Source organism: Ectothiorhodospira lacustris, assembly GCF_022227845.1.
In the GTDB taxonomy this organism is placed as follows: domain Bacteria; phylum Pseudomonadota; class Gammaproteobacteria; order Ectothiorhodospirales; family Ectothiorhodospiraceae; genus Ectothiorhodospira; species Ectothiorhodospira lacustris.
Map to the genome: position 1 here is coordinate 152,947 of NZ_JAJNQN010000001.1, position 18,767 is coordinate 171,713.

The 18,767-nt window shown below is 63.7% G+C and carries 17 protein-coding genes; 7 read left to right on the forward strand and 10 right to left on the reverse strand.

The window, feature by feature from the left end; all coding sequences use genetic code 11:
* Positions 1-14: 14 nt before the first annotated feature.
* From siaD to LQ956_RS00715, 5 genes are read right to left on the reverse strand one after another with little or no spacing between them, the layout of a single operon-like run.
* Positions 15-821 carry a biofilm regulation diguanylate cyclase SiaD gene (siaD, locus tag LQ956_RS00695; RefSeq protein WP_238621960.1) on the reverse strand — a complete coding sequence of 269 codons (807 nt, stop codon included), beginning with the start codon at positions 819-821 and terminating at the stop codon, positions 15-17.
* The gene (gene siaC, locus LQ956_RS00700; RefSeq protein WP_255721707.1) at positions 814-1,209 is read right to left on the reverse strand and encodes a biofilm regulation phosphoprotein SiaC; all 396 of its coding nucleotides are present in this window, start codon (positions 1,207-1,209) and stop codon (positions 814-816) included. The genes siaD and siaC overlap by 8 nt, the downstream gene beginning before the upstream one ends.
* Before the next feature lie 30 nt (positions 1,210-1,239).
* Entirely contained in the window at positions 1,240-1,788 is a 549-nt protein-coding gene (gene siaB, locus LQ956_RS00705) for a biofilm regulation protein kinase SiaB (protein ID WP_238621961.1), read from the reverse strand.
* A 48-nt stretch (positions 1,789-1,836) separates the two neighbouring features.
* The gene (gene siaA / locus LQ956_RS00710) at positions 1,837-3,837 is read right to left on the reverse strand and encodes a biofilm regulation protein phosphatase SiaA (protein ID WP_238621962.1); all 2,001 of its coding nucleotides are present in this window, start codon (positions 3,835-3,837) and stop codon (positions 1,837-1,839) included.
* A gap of 21 nt (positions 3,838-3,858) precedes the next feature.
* Positions 3,859-6,201 (reverse strand): putative bifunctional diguanylate cyclase/phosphodiesterase, encoded by a 2,343-nt coding sequence (locus LQ956_RS00715; RefSeq protein ID WP_238621963.1) that lies wholly within the window; start codon positions 6,199-6,201, stop codon positions 3,859-3,861.
* Positions 6,202-6,383: 182 nt separating this feature from the next.
* Between LQ956_RS00715 and LQ956_RS00720 the strand changes: the two genes are divergently transcribed.
* Positions 6,384-7,211 (forward strand): class I SAM-dependent methyltransferase, encoded by an 828-nt coding sequence (locus LQ956_RS00720; RefSeq protein ID WP_238621964.1) that lies wholly within the window; start codon positions 6,384-6,386, stop codon positions 7,209-7,211.
* 334 nt (positions 7,212-7,545) lie between these two features.
* Here LQ956_RS00720 and LQ956_RS00725 read toward each other — a convergent pair whose 3' ends face one another.
* Genes LQ956_RS00725 through LQ956_RS00740 form a run of 4 tightly spaced genes read right to left on the reverse strand, consistent with a single transcriptional unit; the run spans position 7,546 to position 10,680 of the window.
* The gene (locus LQ956_RS00725; RefSeq protein WP_238621965.1) at positions 7,546-9,030 is read right to left on the reverse strand and encodes a helicase HerA-like domain-containing protein; all 1,485 of its coding nucleotides are present in this window, start codon (positions 9,028-9,030) and stop codon (positions 7,546-7,548) included.
* Entirely contained in the window at positions 9,027-9,596 is a 570-nt protein-coding gene (locus LQ956_RS00730; protein WP_238621966.1) for a lipocalin family protein, read from the reverse strand. Before LQ956_RS00730 ends, LQ956_RS00725 begins: the two co-directional genes overlap by 4 nt.
* A complete protein-coding gene (locus LQ956_RS00735; protein WP_238621967.1) occupies positions 9,596-9,985 on the reverse strand; it encodes a nuclear transport factor 2-like protein in 390 nt (129 codons plus the stop codon). The genes LQ956_RS00730 and LQ956_RS00735 overlap by 1 nt, the downstream gene beginning before the upstream one ends.
* Before the next feature lie 5 nt (positions 9,986-9,990).
* A complete protein-coding gene (locus LQ956_RS00740; protein ID WP_238621968.1) occupies positions 9,991-10,680 on the reverse strand; it encodes a putative metalloprotease CJM1_0395 family protein in 690 nt (229 codons plus the stop codon).
* A gap of 220 nt (positions 10,681-10,900) precedes the next feature.
* Between LQ956_RS00740 and LQ956_RS00745 the strand changes: the two genes are divergently transcribed.
* The 6 genes from LQ956_RS00745 (at position 10,901) to LQ956_RS00770 (ending at position 16,771) form a co-directional block, all read left to right on the forward strand.
* Positions 10,901-11,230, forward strand: coding sequence for a high-potential iron-sulfur protein (locus tag LQ956_RS00745; RefSeq protein WP_238621969.1), 330 nt, complete (start codon positions 10,901-10,903; stop codon positions 11,228-11,230).
* A 250-nt stretch (positions 11,231-11,480) separates the two neighbouring features.
* On the forward strand, positions 11,481-13,112 hold the full coding sequence (locus LQ956_RS00750) for a thiamine pyrophosphate-dependent enzyme (RefSeq protein WP_238629158.1): 1,632 nt from the start codon (positions 11,481-11,483) through the stop codon (positions 13,110-13,112).
* A gap of 30 nt (positions 13,113-13,142) precedes the next feature.
* Complete coding sequence (locus LQ956_RS00755; protein WP_238621971.1) at positions 13,143-13,649, forward strand: indolepyruvate oxidoreductase subunit beta; 507 nt, start codon at positions 13,143-13,145, stop codon at positions 13,647-13,649.
* Complete coding sequence (locus LQ956_RS00760; RefSeq protein ID WP_238621972.1) at positions 13,650-14,984, forward strand: phenylacetate--CoA ligase family protein; 1,335 nt, start codon at positions 13,650-13,652, stop codon at positions 14,982-14,984.
* Between the two features lie 27 nt (positions 14,985-15,011).
* The gene (locus LQ956_RS00765) at positions 15,012-15,449 is read left to right on the forward strand and encodes an ACT domain-containing protein (protein ID WP_238621973.1); all 438 of its coding nucleotides are present in this window, start codon (positions 15,012-15,014) and stop codon (positions 15,447-15,449) included.
* 17 nt (positions 15,450-15,466) lie between these two features.
* Positions 15,467-16,771 carry a DUF3422 family protein gene (locus tag LQ956_RS00770; RefSeq protein WP_238621974.1) on the forward strand — a complete coding sequence of 435 codons (1,305 nt, stop codon included), beginning with the start codon at positions 15,467-15,469 and terminating at the stop codon, positions 16,769-16,771.
* An 11-nt stretch (positions 16,772-16,782) separates the two neighbouring features.
* Here the strand turns inward: LQ956_RS00770 and LQ956_RS00775 are convergent, their stop codons facing one another.
* A complete protein-coding gene (locus tag LQ956_RS00775; protein ID WP_238629159.1) occupies positions 16,783-18,432 on the reverse strand; it encodes a fatty acid--CoA ligase in 1,650 nt (549 codons plus the stop codon).
* Positions 18,433-18,767: the final 335 nt, after the last annotated feature.

The window sequence follows — 18,767 nt, forward strand, 5'->3', positions numbered from 1 at the left end:
TGTCCGGTCAAGAATCAATCCCCCAATACCACCCGGTCCCGCCCCTCTCTCTTGGCCTTGAACAAGGCATCATCAGCCCGCTTGAGGGCGTCGTCCACGTCCTCCCCCGAACGCAGCAGGGTAACGCCGAAACTGGCGGAAAGCCGGATGGCGGGGTCATCGCCGCCCACGGTGAGGGCGGTGATGGTCTGTCGAATACGCTCCAACACCATGACCGCTTCCTCCGGGTCGGCATCGGGCAGCACGAGCAGAAACTCCTCCCCACCCCAACGGCCGTACACATCGTAACGCCGCACTTCCTGACGGACCGCGCCGGCGATCTCGCACAGGGCCACATCGCCCACCTCATGGCCGAATCGGTCGTTGACCTGTTTGAAATGATCCACGTCCATCAGGGCAATGGCGAGGCGACTGCCCTTGCGGGCGGCACGTTGGGTCTCTTCCTTGAGGCGCTCCATCAGAAACCGTCGGTTGGCCAAGCCGGTCAGGGGATCCTGGTTGGCCGCCTGGCGCAGGGTTTCGGTGACTTCCCACAGGTTGCGCTGGTACTGGTCCGAAATGCGGGCGAGCCTTTCCATACGCTTGATCTGTTTGTCGCAGCGCTCGGACAGGGTCAGAGCCTCGTTGTGTTCAAGCAACTGGTAGCCGTCCGATATCCTCAACAGCCGTTCCATGCGCTGATTCTGGCTTTGGATGTGATCGTTCACTTCCTGCAGCACAGCTCTGAGGGGATTATCGATGTGGGCGGGGTCATCCAGCAGAGCCTGGATGCGCTCCAGCAGGACCTTGCCGTTCTTGATGACCCCGGACTCCCTAGTCATCGGCGGTGGGGAGGATGTGGAACGGGAAGGTATAGTCCTCGCGGAATTCCTCCGCCATTTCCATGACCCGTTCATTGCGGGGGTCGTAGTACCAGTTCACCCGGACTTCCCGGGATTGGGCATGGGCCTCTTCGAGCATGTCGAAGACGTCCATCATGGCCTTCACACTGCTGGTGTTCATGTAGATGAGACCCAACTCCAGGTGCAGGGCGGCATCCGTCCCATCCAGGTACTGCTGAATCCAGGCAAAGACCTGCGCAAAGAATTCAAAGGAATTCTCGGGATAGGAATTGCCCGTCATGTGCAGACGTCCCCGCGCCCAATCGGTGGTGATGGTGGGGGTGGACTGGCTACCGGGTATTTCCAGTTCGTTGATCACTGAGGACATGAGTAAGAATCTTTTTCAGAAAATAATAGTTCAGATGACGGCGCGCAGGCTGAAGAACACCCGATCGTTTCCATCATTGACCGGCGAAATCCTGGCGCACACCGGCTCCAGCGATTTGCGCGCCACATCCACCAGCCCCAGGCCCGCGCCACTGAGCACGCTTTCATCACGGGGTTTACGCAACTGGGCCTTGTAGGCCGCCTTGAGCTCCACCTTGTCCATGGCCGCCAGTTCCTCCACCCGGTTTCGCAGCAGTTCGCCGTCTTCCCGTTCCACCAGGTTGCCGGCCATGATGACGTAACGCCCGGTCTCATTACGGGCGACGATGACGGTGGCGGAGCCGTCGCGTTCGTCGTAACCCATGCGGGTGACGTAGTGGCGGATGTTCTGGGTCAATTCAATATAGATGCCGAAGACATCCATCGCCGCGCCGGGGAGTGCATTGTCCGCCTCCAGGTAGTTTCTCAGTGCGTTGCCGATCTCTTCGATCAGACTGCGGGAGATGGGACCGTTGAAGCACAGGAGGATCTGATCCTCATTGAACTGGCGGCGCAGGCTGAACAGATCGATATCGGACATAACGTGTATTTACCCCATTGCGTGTTGTCTTGCCGGCATTGCACTGAGTCAAGGCTGGTCAACGCGAAAGGCCAGCACCGTGACGTCATCCCGCTGATCATGCTCACCACGGTAGTCATCCAGGGCCTGATCCAAGGCCGCGGCCTGCTCGGCCATGGGGCGGCGGGCGTGTTCCATGAGCAGGGCCTTGAAGCGGCTCTGCCCCAGCCCGAAGCCGAGATCGCCCCCGGATTGGTCCAGGTACCCATCGGTCACCAGGTAGTAGGTAGCAGTCGGGTCCAACCTGAGCTCGGTGTCTTCATACTGCCCCACCCGACGGTCCCCCAGAGCCCGACGCCCGCCCTTGACGGCCGCCACGTCGTGGCCGTCGCTATGGTAAAGGCTGATGCGAGCCCCCGCATACCGCAGGATACCCCGTTCCCGGTCCACAAACACCATTCCCACATCCATGTGGGTGGCAATGGCCTGGGTGGTCTCCGCATCTTTGAGCATCTCGCGCACGATGCCGTCCGCGTGACGCAGCACGACCGCCGGGGACGCCATGCCCAAGGTATTGATGGCCTGATCCAGGGCGGCCCGGGCCAGCATGGTCATCAGGGCCCCGGGCACGCCGTGTCCGGCACAGTCCACCACACCGATCAGGTAGCGTTCGCCGTCGTTGTGGAACAGGTAGAAGTCTCCTCCCACCACATCCCGGGGACGCCAGAGCACGAAGTGATGCAGCCCCAGTAGATCGGCCATGCGGTTGTCCGGCAGGATGGCCCGCTGGATGAGGCTGGCGTAGTCGATGGATGCCTGGATCTGGCGCTGGGCGGTGGCCATTTCCTGGTTGGCCTGCCGCAGTTTTGCGGTGCGTTCCTCTACTCGCCCCTCCAGTTCATCGGTATGGGTCTTCACCTGCTCGGCCATGCGCCCGAAGGCCCGGCTCAGATCCCCGAGTTCGTCCTTGCCGGGCCTGGGCAACTGGATGTCGTAGCGCCCCTGGGACATGGCGGTGGCGGATTGCTGCAGCTCACGCAGGGGGCGCAGCACGATCCGGTCCACGACCAGACCGAAACTGATCAACAAAATCAGCAACAGCAGGACAACCATCAGCAAACCAACCCGCAGCCAGTTCTCCTGAATCACCCCGGCCGCCGCCAAGTCCACGGCGGTGACCACGTACCACTGGAGTTCGGGGAGGTAGGCCAGGGCCAGCAACTGTTCCCGACCATCCAGGGTCAGCGACAGCAGGGGCACGGTATCGGTCAGCTCCCGGGCCTGTTTCATGGCCTGGGCCAGTTGGGTGCGCTGCAGGGCGTCCGGCAGGCGCTGGGCCAGGGTGTATCCATTCACGGCATGGGTGGTGGTGGAGGCGAAGCTGATCAGTGTCGGGTCCGGATGGGCCTGGATGGCGCCACCGTGATCCAGGATCATCGGCGTCACGCCCACGGGTCGGGTCTGGATGAAATCCTGCAGGAACCCGCTCAGGTCGAGGCCCGTTCCAGCCAGGCCGATGCGGCGTTCGCCGTCCGTCACCAGCACATTGAGCCAGACCCGGGTAGTGCCCAGCGCCACATCCGGATTGACGTTGATGTTGTAGGTGGCTGCCTGCTCCAGGGTATTGAAAAACCAGGCGTCGCTGGGCTTGTCCGGGTCCAGGGTGTAACGGGGCTGATCACTGAAAGGCTGGCCGGCACTGTTGAAATAGTAGTGACCGGTCAGAGCACTGATCAGGAAATAGGAGCTGTCGCGGAAGTCACGGCGATACCCTTCCGCCTCAAGGAAGAACATCGCCCGTTTTTCGCCATCGTCTTCATCCAGCAGCCACCGACGAGACAGTTCCGAGTCAGCCAGACGCGTGGACAGGGCCAGGTCGCGGGAAACGGGGGCCAGAATCTGCTCGCGGTTCAGACGCGTGTAGTGTTCGGCAAAGGCCTCGCCGAAGTACTGACGCACCCCCTCCAGCAGATGCCAGCCGATGATACCGGCCGGGACCAGGGCCATCAGGCAGGCCAGCGCCAGGGCCAGGATGGACTTGGCCCTGAGGCCGAGGGGGTGTTTCAGCATACGGTATCTGCTCCGAAGACTTCAGGGCACATCAAAACCTCCCCGTTTCTGCATCAGGGACAGGCACTCGGCAGCCGGCATGGGGCGGGCGTAGAGATAGCCCTGGGCCTGGAGACAGCCCCGTTCACGCAACCACTTGGCCTGGTAGTGGTTCTCCACGCCTTCCGCCACGGTGGTCAATGACAGACTGCGGGCCAGGGCCAGCACGGCCCCGGCGATCAACTCGGCCTCCCCGCCCATTTCCAGCTCCTTGACGAAACGCTGGTCGAGCTTGAGGCAGCTCACCGGGAAACGGCGCAGGTAGGCCAGCGAGGAGTAACCGGTGCCGAAATCATCCACCGACAGGCTCACGCCCAGCGCACACAGGGACCGCAGTATCCGCTCCGCTACCTCCATGTCTTCCATGAGGCAACTCTCCGTCAACTCCAGCTCCAGAGCGTCGGCGGGCAGTCCGGAGTCAGCCAGGGCCCGCTCCACCTGCTCGATGAAATTGGCCTGGTAAAGCTGGACGGCAGAGAGGTTCACGGCCATGGTGAGGTCTTCAAATCCCCGCTCGCGCCATGCCTGACATTGCAGGCAGGCCTTGCGCAGCACTTGCTCACCCAGAGGGATGATACTGCCGTTGGCCTCTGCGCGGGGGATGAAGACGTTCGGCGGGATCGCCCCCCGATCAGGATGGTGCCAGCGCAGCAGGGCCTCGACGCTGACGATCGCGCCGGTGGCCAGATCCACCTTGGGCTGGTAGTACAGCTCGAATTCGTCATGCTCCAAGGCCCATTCCAGGTCGCGATCCATCTGCAGCAGTTCGCTGTGGCGGGACATGATCACGGGCTCGAAGATGCTGTGGCGATGCAGCCGGTCGTCCTTGGCGTTCTGCACGGAAAAGGCCAGATAGGCCAGCAGTTCGGAGGCATCATGGGGATAAGGCGGGCACAGGACGATGCCGATGTTGCCCTTGACCTCGATGCGCCGGGGACCGATCTCCACCGCGGGCCTGAGGGCCCCCAGCAGATCCGCCGCCAGGCGTTCAGGGTTATCCAGGCGGGAGGAATCGAAAAACACCACGCCGAACTGATCACCGTAGATGCGGGCCATGAGGGCGTCCGGTCCCATCAGTTTGCAGAGGCGCGCCGATATCCGGCACAGCAGCTCATCCGCCACCGACTCGCCCCAAATGCGGTTGATGTCGGTAAAACCTTCCAGGTCCAGGAGGAAGACCCCCAGGGTCCGCTTTTCCGATCTGGCCAGAAACAGTAACTGGTTCAGGTGTTCCTTGAAGTGGTCCCGGTTGGGGAGGCCCGTGAGGGCGTCGTGAGAGGCCAGAAACTGAATGCGATGCATGGCCTCCGCATGCTGGCGATGACGCAGCAACAGGCTTCTGGCAACGGTCATGGACAGCAGGAGGGTGAGTATCAGCAGGGCCACGGTGATGCCGAGCAGATTCAGCCATTGACGCTGGCTGTCGGCCTTGATTTCGGTGCCGGTATCGAGGATGTCCCGCACCAGCGCACGTTCCAGTTGATGCAGCCCGTCAATCCGCTCCGACGTCATCTGAAACCAGCGCAATCCACTCAGACCGGCCGGTTTTTGCGTCTCACCCTGCAGGGTGATGGTGGCACGGGCAATCATCACTTCCTGATGGGCCGGCTGTTGCTCCAGGCCCCGGAGCCTGTCCACATAGATCTCGGGCGCAAGCTTGAGAAACTGGCTGCGCTGCAGTTCCTGGATGGCCACCCGCTGCAGATAATTGCGAAAGATGACCGGATCCGGGGTCCGGGCGACCAGCCAGGCGCTGCCCAGGGAACGCTCCCGGGCGGCCTGCTCCTTGAGCATGAGCAAGGATCGGTAGGCGGCCAGAAGACTCAACATGCCCGGGGTGGCGCCGGCATCGGGCGTGGAAGAAGCGATCAGGATCAGGGGGTCAATCAGACGACCATAGGACTCGGTACTCTCGAGGGGATGAAGCGCGTGCCGATCAACCCGCTCGCGGTGGGTCTCCAGACGGGCGGCCCCTTCTTCCAGTTGCCGTCGGAATGCACTCAGGTCGGCACCGGTCACCAGCTGATAGATGGCTTCATCCCGTTGATAGCGACGCAATGCCTGATCCGTGGCGTCCCGGTGATCATCCAGGATCGCACGAAAGTCATTGTCCAAGGCGCTAAGATAGCCGACCGTGCTGCCCCGTTCCGCCTGCAGCGCATGGATCAGGGCCTTGCCGTCCAGGGCCAGTTGCGCCACCTGCACCATACGGGCCCGCTCCTCGTGGCGCTGATGATGCTCTCCGAGGGCAATGGTCGCCATGATCATGAACGCCGTCATGGGTATTGCCACAGTGGCAGCGATGCGTAGCCACAGTCTGTCCATGCCTCCCCCGAATAGTGATAAAACCGCTTGATTCACATGGTACATAATCGCAGCATATCCGAACTATGAATTCACCTTTTCACAACCGTTTATCGAAGAACCTTCGCCACTGGTCAAAATGGGCACGGCGACGGGGCATTGAGTGCTTTCGAATTTATGATCGGGATATCCCGGAGTTTCCCGTGGCGGTGGATGTGTATGCGGGAATCCCCCATGTGCAGGTCTACGAGACCCGCTGGGAGGCGGATGACGCGGCCTATGACACTTGGCTGGACGAGGTCCGTGAGACGGTCGGGGGCGTTTTCGGGCTGTCGCCGCAGGCGCCGGCGATCAAGGTCCGGCGGCGTCAGAAAGGCGCCGATCAGTACGAGAAGACCGGCCTTGAGGGCGAGGAACTGATCGTGCGGGAGGACGGGCTGAAGTTCTCGGTGAACCTGTATGCCTATCTGGATACGGGGCTGTTTCTGGATCATCGTCAAACCCGGGCGATGGTGCGGCAGCGCAGCCAGGGCAAGCGGTTCCTGAACCTGTTTGCCTATACCGGTAGCTTTTCCGTACATGCGGCGGCGGGTGGCGCCTCGGAGAGCCTGACTCTGGATCTGTCGCGCACCTATCAGGAATGGTCATTGCGGAATTTCCAACTCAACGGACTGGATCAGGATCGTCACCGGCTGGAGCGGGTGGATGTGATGCAGTGGCTGGAGGAGGCGCCCCGGCTGGGCCGGCGTTATGACCTGATCGTGATGGACCCGCCCTCTTTTTCCAATTCCAAGAAGATGACGGCCACGCTGGACGTGCAGCGGGATCATGCCTGGATGATCAACCGCTGCCTGGGCCTGCTTTCGGCCCGGGGGGAGTTGTTCTTTTCCAACAACCGACGCGGCTTCAAGCTCTACGAGGACGAACTGGCGCCCTGCCGGGTAGAAGAGATCACCCGGCAGACCGTGCCCGAGGATTTCGGCCGCGGACGCCCCCACCGATGCTGGATCATCCGGCGGTTGGAGGGCTGAAGTTCTGCCCCTCCCCCCTACCGTCACTCCCGCGCCCTCTTTACCGTCACTCCCGTCCCCCCTCTACCGTCGCTCCCGCTCCTCATCTACCGTCGCTCCCGCTCCTCATCTACCGTCACTCCCGCGAAAGCGGGAGCCCAGGGCTCTGAGCCCCTCACTGGATTCCCGCTTGCGCGGGAATGACGGAACGGGTCACAACAAGGAAGTTGGCAGCACCGCTGGATTCCCGCTTGCGCGGGAATGACGGAACGGGTCACAACAAGGAAGTTGGCTGCACCGCTGGATTCCCGCTTGCGCGGGAATGACGTGATCAATCGCTGAGAGGCTCTGCAAATCAGCGCCGTTTTCCCGTCAGGGAACCCAGCAGCCCCCGCACGATCTGGCGCCCGATCTGAGTGCCCACCGCCCGGGCGGTGCTCTTGGCAGTGGCCGCGAGCACGCTGTCACCTCGCCGGGATGCACCACCGCCACCGCTGCGACGACTGCGCGCCGCCTGCTGGGTGCTGACCGTCGCGGTGGGTTCGCTCAGGGCCGTCTCCGCCTGACGCTGCAGGATCTCGTAGGCGGACTCCCGGTCCACCGGGGCGTCGTAGACACCCGCCAACGGCGAGGCCTGGATCAGCGCACGGCGCTCGGCCTCGTTCAGCGGCCCCATGCGGCTGGCGGGGGGACGGATCAGGGTAAGCTCCACCGGCGTGGGCTGACCCCGCTCGTCCAGCACCGAGACCAGGGCCGAACCAGTGCTCAGCTCCATGATCATCGCTTCCGTATCCAGGCCCGGCTTGGCCCGGAAGGTCTGGGCTGCTGCACGCACCGCCTTCTGGTCCCGGGGGGTGAAGGCCCGCAGGGCATGCTGGATGCGGTTGCCCAGCTGGCCCAGCACCGGCTCGGGCAGGTCCAGGGGGTTCTGGGTGACGAAATATACCCCGACCCCCTTGGAACGGATCAGGCGCACCACCTGTTCGATCCGGTCGGTCAGGGACTTGGGCGCATCCTTGAACAGCAGATGGGCCTCGTCGAAGAACAGGACAAAACGGGGCTTGTCCGCATCCCCCACCTCCGGCAACTGCTCGAACAGCTCCGACAACAGCCACAGCAGCAGGGTGGAATACACCAGGGGACTGGCCCGGTACAGACGCTCCGCGTGCAGGATGTTGACCACCCCCCGCCCCTGCGCGTCGGTCTGCAGGAAGTCCTCCAGGGTCACCGCCGGCTCACCAAAGAACTGCTCCGCACCCTGGGACTCCAGGGTGAGCAGGCTGCGCTGGATGGCGCCCAGACTGGCAGGGGCAATGTTGCCGTAGGTGCGGCTCAGGGCCTGACGCTGCTCCCCCACCCAGTTCACCATGGCCCGCAGGTCCTTCAGGTCCAGCAGCAACCAGCCGTTGTCGTCGGCCACCCGGAACACAAGCTGCATCAGCCCGCTCTGGGTCTCGTTGAGATTCATCAGCCGGCTGAGCAGGGTCGGCCCCAGATCGGCGATGGTCAGGCGCAGGGGATGGCCCTGTTCGCCGAAGACATCCCAGAACACGGTGGGGGCACCGTGCATCTCCAGGTCGTCCAGACCCACCTGCCCTGCCCGTTCCCGTACCCGGTCGTTCATCACTCCGGGGGCGGCGATACCGGAAAAGTCACCCTTGATGTCCGGCACGAACACCGGCACTCCCAGGTCCGAAAAGGACTGGGCCAGCACCTGCAGGGTGATGGTCTTGCCGGTACCGGTGGCGCCGGCGATGAGGCCGTGGCGATTGGCCATGCGCGGGGTGATGGCCACCGGGTGGCCGTCTGCGGCACCGATCAGCAGGGGGTGTGCGTTCAAGAGCGGTCTCCTTGTTCATGGGTCACGTAGATCAGTCCGTCCACGTCGTAATCCAGTTCCCGGGCCAGCTCGACCAGCCGCCGGACCACATCGGGGTCCAGCTCGGGGCTGCGTGCCAGGATCCAGAGATAAGAACGGGTGGGACCGGTCACCATGGCGTACTGGTAGTCGTCCTTGTCCAGGGCAACGATGTTGTAAGCGCCATGAAACGGTCCGAAGAAGGATACCTTGAGGCGGCCCACGGTGGGAGACTCGATGAAGCGGGCGACCCCCCGGGCCTCCCGCCAGACCTCCCGATCCGGGTGATAGCCCCGGTTGAGCACGCTGATGGCCCCGTCTTCACGCAGTTCGTAATGGGCTGTGACATCGGTCAGGCGACGCTCAAAGGAGTGGTCCAGCCGGGCGATGGAATACCAGGTGCCCAGATAGCGCTCGGCCTCCAGGCCCTGGACCGGCTCCACGCCCTTGGGGATGCCGGTACAGCCGGTCAGCAGGAACAGAAGCGCCAGGAACAGGCACAGACGTGCCCACGCAGACAGGGGGATTCGGGAATGCCCGGGATTCATCAGTTTGCCTCGCTTTCGAACAGGATGCGGTAGGGATGGGCATCGAACAGGGCCTCGATCCTTGCAATGCGCCCTTCCCTGACCTGCGCCCACTGAACCACGTCGACCTTCATCTTTTCGGAGATCTGGACATGGAACACCATGAAATGGCACACGTCGGGGCCATCGACGAACTGCTTGCGGATCTCGATGCGCTGCAGGATACCGCCGGTGAGGGACATGTGTTCGATGAAACGTTCGGTATCATTGAAGCGACTGATGGGGCTGATGTAGCAGAACCCCGGTTCGACCAGACAGTGGCGCGCACGCTCATAGTCATGCCCTTCAATGGCCTGCAGATAGCGACTGACCACCGTTTCCGGGGCCTGATGTTCGGTGGATACCGTCATTGGGTTCAGGCGACCTCAAGCAGTACCGGGGGACGGGACGGCTGGTCCACCTCGGCCAGGTGCCGGGCTAGGCGATCCCGGGCCGCCATAGGGTCATCATCGGCGTCATCGCGGGCCGACCGACGTTTCTCGACGACGGCCTCGGCGGCAACCCGGGCCTCTTCCTGACGCTGGGTCCGTGCGTCGCTACGGGCCTGGGATTCCATCACCCTGGCCTGGGCGGCAACCCGATGATCCTGGGGTGATGGGTCGGCCGGGGCCATGGCGGCGGCGAAGATCACCCGCGCCTTCTGGATCGCCTCTTGCGGGTCGGCAGGACGGGATGTATCAATGGAAACCTCACCACCCACCGCATAGCGGCGACCGTCCGGTCCGGTCTGATAGTCATAGCTGGCGCCGCTGGTCACATAGCGGCCACCGGCAGCCACATGGGCCTGCTCATGGGCGCGGACGTCGCGATCCCGCTGCTGCAGCTCCCGGACCATCTGCTCCTCTTCCGGGGTGAGTTCCGTCACGCCCCGGGGGCGCTCACGCTCGGTCCCGGCTTCTTCGGTGTCCCGGGTCTCTTCCACCGGGCCATCGGGGCCTGCCCGTTCCTCCACCGCATCGAACGCCTCCGGCGGACGTTGGACATCCGGCCGGGTACTGACCCCGGTGGGGACCATGGCGGCGCTGAGGGCGTTGTTGACGTACATGTGAAAAGTCCGGGTACCGGTCTATATAGGGACGCTATCCCGGGCACCCGGGGGTGTCAAGGAAGCAAGGCCCGACCCGCGTGTCGGGCCCGACATGCGGTCTTTGTCTCGTTCATGTTGTGTTCAGGCATTCAGGAGGAAACTGTGCCCGAGGCTGGAGGAAAGATCAGCATCTCCCCGGCCGGTACTTCCGAAACTTGTAGCGAGAAGGAGAATAATCATGAAGACCCTGAACAACAACGTGAGCCGCCGCCGTTTTCTGCAGTTCGGGGCCTATGGTCTGGTGGCCGTCCCCCTGGCAGGCGCCCTGGGCTGGGCCACCGCCGCGCAGGCCGCCGACAAGGTGGATGAGAGCTCGGACACCGCGCAGGCCCTGGGCTATCGCCATGATGCCGCCGGTGTGGACCATCCGGCCTTCGTGGAAGGCAGCAACTGCGCCAACTGTCTGCTGTACACCGATACCGGTGGCGACTGGGGTCCCTGTGCCGTGTTCCCCGGCCAGCAGGTGGCCGCCAAAGGCTGGTGCACGGCCTGGGTGGCGCGGTCGTAGTCGGCCCGTCTCCCCTCATCTCCAACCCTTCTCCCCAAGGGGAGAAGGGAACTCACCATCAAGCCCCTCTCCGCTCGTGGGAGAGAGGCTGGGGTGAGGGGGAGAGAAAAGGATTTGAGGACAAACCGATATTGACCCACCCAAGGGTGGCTCCACACGCTGAATCATGTAGACTTCCGGGCTGTCTGCCCGCCTTTCCGGCCTGCCGGACACGGGGTGGGGCCCCAATGTCTACATAGAGCAGCTAACCATGGCATCAACCGAACGTCTTTTGTTGAGCGGCAACGAGGCAGTCGCCCTGGCCTCCCTGCACGCCGGTGTGCGCCTCGGCACCGGATACCCGGGCACCCCCTCCACCGAGATCCTGGAAGCCTTCTCCCTGATCGGCGGACCTGCCCAGTGGTCCCCCAATGAGAAGGTGGCCCTGGAAGTGGCCCTGGGCGTCTCCTTCGGCGGCGGCCGCACCCTGGTCACCATGAAGCACGTGGGCGTGAATGTGGCCGCCGACCCCCTGTTCACCGCCGCCTACATCGATCTGACCGGCGGCCTGGTGCTGATCTCCGCCGATGATCCGGGCATGGCCTCCAGCCAGAACGAGCAGGACAACCGCCACTATGCCCGCGCCGCCATCGTGCCGATGCTGGAACCTGCCGACTCCCAGCAGGCCTACGACTTCACCCTGGCCGCCTTCGAACTCTCCGAGCGCTGGCGCATCCCGGTGATCCTGCGCATGACCACCCGCATCTGCCACGCCAAGACCGAAGTGATTCCGGGTGAACCCCGGCCGTCCGCCATGGAACCCCATTTCGAGCGTGACATCCCCGGCCGGGTGATGATCCCCGCCTATGCCCGTCCAGCGCACCACAAGATCCGCGCCAAGATGGAAGAAATCGCCCGCTGGAACGAAGAGAGCGGTCTGAACCGCATCCATCCCGGCGACAAGTCCCTGGGCATCATCGCCTCGGGCATCTCGGTAATGCATGCCCGCGAGGCCGCGCCCGACGCCACCTTGCTGGCCCTGGGACTGACCTGGCCGCTGCCCATGCAGATGATCACCGACTTCGTCAACAGCGTGGATCGCTGCATCGTCATCGAGGAAGGGGATCACCTGCTGTACGAAGCCCTCACGGTGGCCGGCCTGAAGGTGGAAGGCAAGCCGGAGATGTACCGCTTCAGTGAGCTGAACGTGTCCCGGGTCCGCCGCATCATTGCGGGTGACGTGACCCCCGAGGCGCCCCGTCCCCGCGGCAAGCCCCCGGAACTGTGCCAGGGCTGCTCCCACCGGGAGGTGTTCGAGGCCCTGAGCCGCCTGAACTGCATCGTCGCCGGCGACATCGGCTGCTACACCCTGGGCGTGCTGCCCCCGTTCGAGGCCATGGACACCTGCGTATGCATGGGCGCCGCCATCGGCGTGGGCCTTGGCCTGCGTCATGTGCTGCCCGAGGCCGAGGCCCGGCGGGTGGTCAGCGTCATCGGTGACTCCACCTTCGTGCACTCCGGCCTGACCGGCATCGCCGAAATGGTGTACAACCCGCCGCCCACCGGCCATGTGGTCCTGATCGTGGACAACAGCACCACGGCCATGACCGGACGCCAGGAACACCCGGGCACCGGCCGCAGCCTGAACCATGAGCCCACCAACCGGATGGATTTCGTGGCCGTGTGCAAGGCCATGGGCGTGAAGAATGTCGAGGTAGTGGACCCGCAGAAGGACGAGGCAAAGTTCGAAGAGATCCTCAAGGACATGATGGCCCGGGACGAGCTGTCCGTGCTGATCGCCGAGCGGCCCTGCATCCTGGCGGCACCGCTGATCCGCAAGCTGGAGAAGGCCGAGGAAGAGAAGCGCTGCGCCGCCGGCTGCGCGGCGGCACCGGTGGAATGACGTATCAACCGATTCTGTAGGGGATCATCAATGGCAGTTACCAACGTAGTGCTGGCCGGCCTGGGCGGACAGGGCGTGGTCAAGGCATCCGACCTGCTCTCCACCACGGCCTTCGCCGGCGGGTTGCAGGTCAAGAAGAGCGAAGTCCACGGCATGAGTCAGCGGGGCGGCTCCGTCACCACCGACGTGCGCTTCGGCGAACAGGTCCTGAGCCCCATGGTGCCCATGGGCGAGGCGGACTTTCTGATGGTGTTCGAATCCAGTCAGGTGGACCTCAACCTGGGCTGGCTGCGTCCCGGCGGCGTCCTGATCACTCCGGCGCTGATCCCGGAAGGCGCGCTGAAGAACCGCAAGAGCCTCAACGTGGCCCTGCTGGGCGCCGCCTCCATGGTGATGGATTTCGATGAACAGGCCTGGATCGACGCCATCCATCGGTGCCTGCCGGAAAAACTTCATGCCGTCAATGAACAGGCCTTCGCCCTGGGGCGCAGGCTGGGGGCGGAGCTGTCCCGCCCGGAAGTGATCGAGGGGGTTTGAATGCTGAGCGAACGCTGGAACGACGTGGAGGGTGGCTTCCACCCCGCGAGCGCACCCGATTATCTGCCCGTGGAACGCCTGCGGGAAGTACAGCTTAGGCGCCTGCGCGCCGTGGTGACCCGTGCCTATGACAACGTGGCACTGTTCCGCTCCCGCATGCAGGAGCGGGGCCTGACCCCTGCGGACATCAGGACCCTGGAGGACATCGGCCAGTTGCCCTTCACCGTCAAGGTGGACCTGCGGGATACCTATCCCTTCGGCCTGTTCGCCAGCCCCATGAGCGAGATCGTGCGCCTGCACGCCTCCTCCGGCACCACCGGCAAGCCCATCGTGGTGGCCTATACCCGAGAGGACCTGAACGTCTGGGCCGAAGTGATGACCCGCACCTTTGCGTCCTGCGGCCTGCACCGGGGCGACATCGTGCAGAACGCCTTCGGCTACGGCCTGTTCACCGGCGGCCTGGGCGCCCACTACGGCGCCGAGGCCCTGGGGGCGACGGTGATCCCTGTTTCCGGCGGCAACACCGAGCGCCAGTTGATGGTGATGAAGGACTTCAACGTCAGCGCCGTCTGCGCCACTCCCAGCTATTTCATCCATGTGATTGAACGGGCCCTGGACATGGGTCTGGACCTGCGGGAACTGCCTCTGCACACCGGCATCTTCGGTGCCGAGCCCTGGAGCGAGGAAATGCGCCGGCGCATCCAGGAAGGGGCCGGCATCAGAGCCTACGACATCTACGGCCTGTCGGAGATCATCGGCCCCGGGGTGGGCAGCGAGTGCGAACACCAGGACGGCCTGCACATCTTCGAGGATCACTTTTATCCCGAGATCATCGACCCGGAGACCGGTGCGGTACTGCCCGACGGGGAGGAAGGCGAACTGGTGCTCACCACTCTGAGCAAGCAGGCCATGCCCATCATCCGCTACCGCACCCGCGACATCACCCGCATCATCACCGAGACCTGCGCCTGCGGCCGCAGCCTACGCCGCATCCGCCGCGTGGGGCGCCGCTCGGATGACATGTTCATCATCCGCGGCGTCAACGTCTTCCCATCCCAGGTGGAAGCGGCACTGCTGGCGGTGGAAGGCACCCTGCCCCACTACCAGATCATCCTCACCCGCGACCACGGCCTGGACCAGATGGCGGTGGAAGTGGAGGTGACCCCCGAGGTCTTCAGCGACAAGGTCCGTGCCCTGGAGGATGTCCGCGCCGAACTGGCCAAGGCCATCGAGCAGATCATCGGCATCCGCGTGGCCCTGCGCCTGGTGGAGCCCCGCACCATCGCCCGCAGCGAAGGCAAGGCCAAGCGGGTGATCGACAAGCGTGCCATCTAGCCGGTCCGCATCAAGGAGTATCGTTACATGAAGCTGCAACAGCTTTCCGTGTTTCTGGAGAATCGTCCCGGACATCTGGCCGAACCCCTGGCCCTGCTGTCCCGGAAGGGTATCAACATCCTGAGCCTGTCCCTGGCGGATACCGCGGACTTCGGCATCCTGCGCATGATCGTGCGCGACTGGGAACAGGCCGCACAGGCGCTCAAGGCCGACGGCTGGGTGGTCAAGCTCACCGAGGTGGTGGCGGTGGACGTGGAAGATCGCCCGGGCGGCTTGGCCGAGGTGCTGCAGGCGGCAGGCAAGGCGGAGCTCAAGATCGAGTATATGTACGCCTTCTCCCTGCGACGCAACAACCGGGCCGCCCTGATCTTCCGCTTCGAAGAACCGGATCGGGCCATCGACGCCCTGTCGGCCGCCGGCTGCCATGTGATCGAGGCCGAAGCACTCTTCGCCGCAGTGGAATAAACAGGACGCTCACGGCCATGCCGCTGCCCTTCAAGGAACACCCGCTACGTCATGCACTCACCACCGAACTGCATGCCCGTACCTTTGAGCCCATCAAGGCACCGGCCAGAGTCTCGCACCTGGCCTTCATCTGCGGGGAACGGGGCAGCGGCCGCAACACCGAGCATCTGATCAAGCTGCTGGAACATTTCCGCGCCCCGGTACCGGAGTCCGTGGGCCAATACCATGTGGCGGATCTGGGGGGCATCCGGCTGCACTGGGAACGCCACACCGAGTTCGTCACCTATACCTTCACCGAACCCGGCCCCTACCGTCATCCCTTCGGGAATCCGGTCATCGAGCGCCTGCCGGCGGAATGGCTGGCGGCCTCGCCTGGGGAACTGGTCAGCGCCGTTTCCGTGGCGCTGGAGTCGAAGGACATGCCCGAGCGCAGCCTGCCCGAGCTGTACGAACTGTTCGAAGACAACATCGTCATCGGCTCCGAGGTGGTGGGAGGCCTGGGAAGGGCCTGGTCGGACCTGCGCATTCACAACGATGGTTACGCCCGCATCCTGCTGCGCAACGAAGGCCTCACCGATGCCCAGGCCGGGCGCATGGTCAAGCGGGTGCTGGAACTCAATGCCTACCGCGCCATGACGCTGCTGGCCCTGCCCATGGCCCGCAAGATCAGCCGTACCCTGGACATGGCGGATCGTCGTCTGGCGGAGCTGGCCGCCGGCATGGTGGAACAACCGACCCAGACCCCGGGCCAGCCGGTGGAAAGCCGACTGCTGGCGGAACTGACCGGCCTGGCGGCGGAAATCGAGTCGGCGGCGGCCCAGACCACCTTCCGCTTCGAGGCCTCCAAGGCCTATTACCGGGTGGTCAAGCAACGTTTGGAACAATTGCGTCAGCGGCGTATCGTCGGCCTGCAGACCTTCACCGAGTTTCTGGATGCCCGGCTGGCGCCGGCAGTGGCCACCTGCGAATCCGTGGGCAGCCGGCAACGGGACCTGGCGGAGCGGGCGGCCCGTCTCACCGCCCTGCTGCGGGCCCGGGTGGAGGTGAGCCTGCAGGCCCAGAACCGCAACCTGCTCGAATCCATGGACCGCCGCGCCAAGCTGCAGCTACGGCTGCAGGAGACGGTGGAGGGCCTGTCGGTGATCGCCATCGGCTATTACGGCGTGGGCCTGGTGGGGTACCTGCTCAAGGGCCTGGAATCCCAGGGCCTGCCCATCAATGCCAACCTGGGCATGGGGATTGCCATGCCCATCGTGGTGCTCAGCGCCTGGTTCTTCCTCAAGCGGGTGAAGAAGCGCCTGATGCAGGGTCACGGTGAATAGAACCTGACCGTTCAGTCTTCCTGAGCGGTCAGGTATTTCTCCCGCAGGGCCACCTTGTTGGTCTTGCCCACGGAGGTCTTGTCCACCTGCTCCACGAAGCGCACCTTCAGCAGGATGGACTCCTTGGGCAGCATGCCCTTGTCCACGAATTCGCGCACATGGTGGCTCAGATCGCGCTCACCCGGCTCGCTGCCGGCGCGGGGCACCACCAGGGCCAGGGGGATCTCGCCCCAACGCACCGCCGGCTGCCCGATGACCGCCACCTCGGAGACATCCGGGTGCTGCATGAGCACATCTTCCAACTCCAGGGAGCTGAGCCATTCCCCGCCCACTTTGATCACGTCCTTGGTGCGATCCGTGATGCGGATGCTGCCGGTATGGTCGCGACAGGCCACGTCGTGGGTATGCAGCCAGCCCCCGGCCCAGAGCCGCTCAGACTGTTTCTCGTCCTTCAGATAGCCCTGGGTCAACCAGGGTGCCCGGACCTGCACCTCGCCCGGCGCATGATCATCGCTCGTCACTTCCCTGCCCTCGGCATCCACCACGCGCAAGGCCACCAGCGGCAGGGGCTGACCGGTGCGTACCCTGCGGTCGATCTGGTCATCCATCTCCAATGCCAGTTCGGCATCACGCAACTGGGATATGGTGAGGATGGGGCAAGTCTCGGACATGCCATAGCCGGTATAGATATCCACGCCACGGTCTATGGCCTGACGGCATAAAGCCTTGGGCAGACTGGCGCCGCCGATCAGCACCTTCCAGCGCGACAGATCACGGTCCGCATTCTTCGGATCGTTGAGCAGCATGTGCAGGATGGTGGGCACGCAGTGGCTGAAGGTGACCGCTTCCGTATCGATGAGCCGGGCAAGCTGGTGGGGGATGTACTTGCCCGGATAGACCTGCTTCACCCCCAGCATGGTGGCCATGTAGGGGATGCCCCAGGCATGCACGTGAAACATAGGCGTGATGGGCATGTAGACGTCTTCCCGGTGGAAACGCCCCTGGGTGCCGTTGGAAGCCAGGGTCAGCAGGCCGGCCAGCGCATGCAGCACCAGCTGGCGATGGCTGAAATACACCCCCTTGGGCAGACCCGTGGTACCGGTGGTGTAGAAGCAGGTGGCCCGGGTGTTCTCGTCCAGGTCCGGGAAGGTCTCCAGGGGCTCTGTCGTCTGCAGCAACTGCTCGTACTCACCCACGAAATTCAGGCCCGCGGGATCGATACGGTCGACCACCTCATCAGACGGTTCATCCGTTAGCCGGATGAACTTCTGCACCGACTCGATCCGGCCACGAATCGGGGCCAGCAAGGGGATGAACTCATCGTGGATCAGGATCAGATCATCTTCGGCATGACTGATGGTATAGACCAGTTGCTCACTGGACAGGCGCACATTAACGGTGTGCAACACGGCCCCGATCATGGGCACGGCAAAGTAGCATTCCAGATAGCGGTGGCTGTCGTAGTCCATCACCGCCACGGTATCCCCCGGCCCGATGCCCTGGGCCTTGAGCATTGCCGCCAGTCTTGCGACCCGCTGCCGGAACTCGGCGTAACTGACACGACGATCCCCCCTGTAGACGATCTCTTGTGCCGGATCGTAATGAACGGGAGAAAACAGCAGGTGCTTGATCAACAGGGCAGGCAAGGAACCCATGGGCATGACATAAACTCTCCTTTTGGGCAACATTGTCTGGGAATATACAGGATGAATCCACGCCGGTTGTCGGACGTTCACTGCCGATAATGGGGCTCAATGACAAAACTCAAAGCCTGAACGTTCGATCCGGCGCACAATGCGCCGTCGTACAGTCCACATTGCCTCCCCAACAGGATGCTTCCAAGGATCGGCCCGGCTCATTACCACGGGGCGAGTACTGTCGATCCGGAAAATGCCTTGTCGTGCGGCTCTGCTAGCATCAGGCCATCAACTTCTTGCCAACGCGGCCGATATCTACCCCATGCAGGGGCTGGTCAGGACAGTGCCGCAACGACCAA

What these genes read in the sequence shown, in the direction of transcription:
- LQ956_RS00775 (WP_238629159.1), bottom strand. Translation starts at nt 18,432, where the DNA reads ATGCCCATGGGTTCCTTGCCTGCCCTGTTGATCAAGCACCTGCTGTTT.
- LQ956_RS00750 (WP_238629158.1), top strand. Translation starts at nt 11,481, where the DNA reads ATGGCATCAACCGAACGTCTTTTGTTGAGCGGCAACGAGGCAGTCGCC.
- LQ956_RS00755 (WP_238621971.1), top strand. Translation starts at nt 13,143, where the DNA reads ATGGCAGTTACCAACGTAGTGCTGGCCGGCCTGGGCGGACAGGGCGTG.
- LQ956_RS00745 (WP_238621969.1), top strand. Translation starts at nt 10,901, where the DNA reads ATGAAGACCCTGAACAACAACGTGAGCCGCCGCCGTTTTCTGCAGTTC.
- LQ956_RS00760 (WP_238621972.1), top strand. Translation starts at nt 13,650, where the DNA reads ATGCTGAGCGAACGCTGGAACGACGTGGAGGGTGGCTTCCACCCCGCG.
- LQ956_RS00740 (WP_238621968.1), bottom strand. Translation starts at nt 10,680, where the DNA reads ATGTACGTCAACAACGCCCTCAGCGCCGCCATGGTCCCCACCGGGGTC.
- LQ956_RS00735 (WP_238621967.1), bottom strand. Translation starts at nt 9,985, where the DNA reads ATGACGGTATCCACCGAACATCAGGCCCCGGAAACGGTGGTCAGTCGC.
- siaC (WP_255721707.1), bottom strand. Translation starts at nt 1,209, where the DNA reads ATGTCCTCAGTGATCAACGAACTGGAAATACCCGGTAGCCAGTCCACC.
- siaD (WP_238621960.1), bottom strand. Translation starts at nt 821, where the DNA reads ATGACTAGGGAGTCCGGGGTCATCAAGAACGGCAAGGTCCTGCTGGAG.
- siaA (WP_238621962.1), bottom strand. Translation starts at nt 3,837, where the DNA reads ATGCTGAAACACCCCCTCGGCCTCAGGGCCAAGTCCATCCTGGCCCTG.
- LQ956_RS00730 (WP_238621966.1), bottom strand. Translation starts at nt 9,596, where the DNA reads ATGAATCCCGGGCATTCCCGAATCCCCCTGTCTGCGTGGGCACGTCTG.
- siaB (WP_238621961.1), bottom strand. Translation starts at nt 1,788, where the DNA reads ATGTCCGATATCGATCTGTTCAGCCTGCGCCGCCAGTTCAATGAGGAT.
- LQ956_RS00715 (WP_238621963.1), bottom strand. Translation starts at nt 6,201, where the DNA reads ATGGACAGACTGTGGCTACGCATCGCTGCCACTGTGGCAATACCCATG.
- LQ956_RS00765 (WP_238621973.1), top strand. Translation starts at nt 15,012, where the DNA reads ATGAAGCTGCAACAGCTTTCCGTGTTTCTGGAGAATCGTCCCGGACAT.
- LQ956_RS00770 (WP_238621974.1), top strand. Translation starts at nt 15,467, where the DNA reads ATGCCGCTGCCCTTCAAGGAACACCCGCTACGTCATGCACTCACCACC.